The sequence below is a fragment of the Anaerovibrio sp. genome (assembly GCF_051866355.1).
Taxonomy (GTDB): Bacteria; Bacillota; Negativicutes; order Selenomonadales; family Selenomonadaceae; genus Anaerovibrio.
Genome location: NZ_JBJDWZ010000105.1, coordinates 1 through 2,249, shown reverse-complemented (window position 1 = coordinate 2,249; position 2,249 = coordinate 1). Strand labels below are relative to the sequence as shown.

General features: G+C 47.4%; 4 protein-coding genes. All 4 read right to left on the bottom strand.

Annotation, left to right across the window (positions count from 1 at the left end; all coding sequences use genetic code 11):
• Positions 1-67 precede the first annotated feature (67 nt).
• A complete protein-coding gene (gene arsD / locus ACI3UA_RS05705; protein WP_439723867.1) occupies positions 68-400 on the bottom strand; it encodes an arsenite efflux transporter metallochaperone ArsD in 333 nt (110 codons plus the stop codon).
• Between the two features lie 183 nt (positions 401-583).
• Positions 584-1,180 (bottom strand): thioredoxin family protein, encoded by a 597-nt coding sequence (locus tag ACI3UA_RS05700; protein ID WP_439723866.1) that lies wholly within the window; start codon positions 1,178-1,180, stop codon positions 584-586.
• A gap of 50 nt (positions 1,181-1,230) precedes the next feature.
• Positions 1,231-1,812 (bottom strand): alkyl hydroperoxide reductase subunit C, encoded by a 582-nt coding sequence (gene ahpC / locus ACI3UA_RS05695; protein ID WP_439723865.1) that lies wholly within the window; start codon positions 1,810-1,812, stop codon positions 1,231-1,233.
• Positions 1,813-1,939: 127 nt separating this feature from the next.
• The coding region (locus ACI3UA_RS05690) for a hypothetical protein (RefSeq protein WP_439723864.1) at positions 1,940-2,249 on the bottom strand (310 nt) is incomplete at its 5' end.

Here is a 2,249-nt window from a genome sequence, read left to right as displayed (position 1 = left end):
ACAATAACAAGAAAACGGTCATGCATGAGCCGTTCTTCTCCTGCATGACCGCCATATACCTTATAGATTATTTCTTCTCCAGAAGCTTCGGCAGGTTCGGTACCTCCAGCCACTGAGCGATTTCATCATTAGTCGGGAATCTGCCATTCAGCACCTTCTGGCCATCCAGCAGAACCAGAGGCAGAGCCTCATTGCCGTTCTGACGCAGGAACTCGCCTGCAACCTCGTTCTCCATGAAAGCCTTGCGATCATCCGGCATAATATATCTATCAACATCGTACGCGTTATTCTGCAGAACCTTTACCACGGTATCAATGCGCATCAGCTCCTGATCAACGCTCAGACCGCACATACCGTCACTAGCACAAACAGCACCCTCGAAAATCTGCAACTTCTTCATAATCAATTCCCTCTTTCTTCTAATCTTTTAATATTTACCTCTCGGCACACTCCCGCACAAAGCACAGGATTCCCAGTGCCCACAGCCCCGGCAGCATGCTGCCCTGACTGCAGTCCCTAAAGGCGGATGGTACCTCAGCCGCTTTATGACACCTGGCGAAGAATCACCGTAATGCCTGCTCCCTTATTTTGCATTCTGCACCAGAGCCAGCATTTCACTGATATTCTTCTTGCCAAATGTAACATGCTCATCATCTATGACAATACATGGAACGGCCTTGATGTTGTACCTGTCTATAATATCCTGAAAACGTATCACATCAAATATCTCCGCAGTGATATTGTCAGAAAGAATAGCCAGCCGCTGGGCCGCCGTCACAGCCTCCGGGCACATACTGCAGGTCATCGTCATCATAACCTGAATATTGTGCTTGCCATCTATTGCTTCCAGTCCTGACCTTACATCGTCAGGCACCTCCTGTCCGGGCCCTGCCGTATTGTACAGCGCCAGCACAAAGGACTGAAGCTCATGGCCGCCAGGCACCGCATGATATGTAACACCGGTAGGACTGCCATCATGCCGGAAAAGCTCCATGCCGGGAATCCCCTCGGCCTTCTCCTCCTCCCAGACCAGCTTGTCCGTCAGCTTGCCAAACTTCTGCCGGAACTCATATATTCCCTGCCCCAGCTCACTATCATCATAGCGAACCTTGATCTTCACAGGATTGGCAAACTTGGCAAAAACAGCCTTCAGCTGTTCAACATCTCCAAACTCACTCACAACGCCACCTCCGTACCTATACACAACCCTATGTGCAATCCATATATTATTTACAGCAGCCCTACCAGGTCAAAGGTCGGCGTGATAGTTTCACTGCCCGGTGTCCACTTTGCAGGACACACCTCGTCACCGTGCGCTGCCACAAACTGCAGAGCCTCAACCTTGCGCAGCAGCTCATCGGCATTGCGCCCTACATTACCGGCATTAACCTCATAGGCCACAACCCTGCCCTCCGGATTTACCACGAATGTACCGCGATCCGCCAGGCCGCTCTCCTCATCGTAGACCTCCAAATCCCTGGCCAGCTTCCCGGTTGGATCCGCCAGCATCGGATAGTTTATCCTGCCTGCCTTCTCCGAAGACTCATGCCATGCCTTATGCACGAAATGAGTATCGCAGGACACGCTGTAAATCTCACACCCGGCCTTTTTGAACCTGTCATAAAGGTTGGCAAGATCCTCCAGCTCCGTCGGACAGACAAAGGTGAAGTCAGCCGGATAGAAGAACAGCACCGACCAGCCGCCCAGCAAATCGGCCTTTGATATTTCCTTAAACTCACCCTTCGCCGCACCGGCAGGCTTTACAAAAGCCTGAACTGTAAAATCCGAAATTTCTTTGTTAAGTAATGACATATACCATCTCTCCACCTTTCCCCCGCGCTTATTTTTTTATATTCATATAAAAAATATATTTTTAAGCAAATGTCAATCTTTATTGGATATTAATTAATAATAAATATTAATCAATATTCTTATTCAACTATACTCCCTCCATTACTGGATTTATACATAATAAAAATAAAAATCTCCTACTATTTTCACAGAAATTTATTTCACGAGAACAGTTGAATAAATTCATTACCAGAGGAAAATCTCTCCTTTGCAGGCAAATTTGAGGAAAAATAAAACTGCAATTAAGCAGCAAATAAATTGCAAACAAATCGAAAACGCCGCAAAAAAAGAACCGTTGCATCGTGAATGTGCAACGGCTCTTCAAAATATCTGCAATTAAGCGGCGTGTTTTTTTCTGCGGCGGCTCTGCCACATTACCACCAGCGCGAAAATCACAA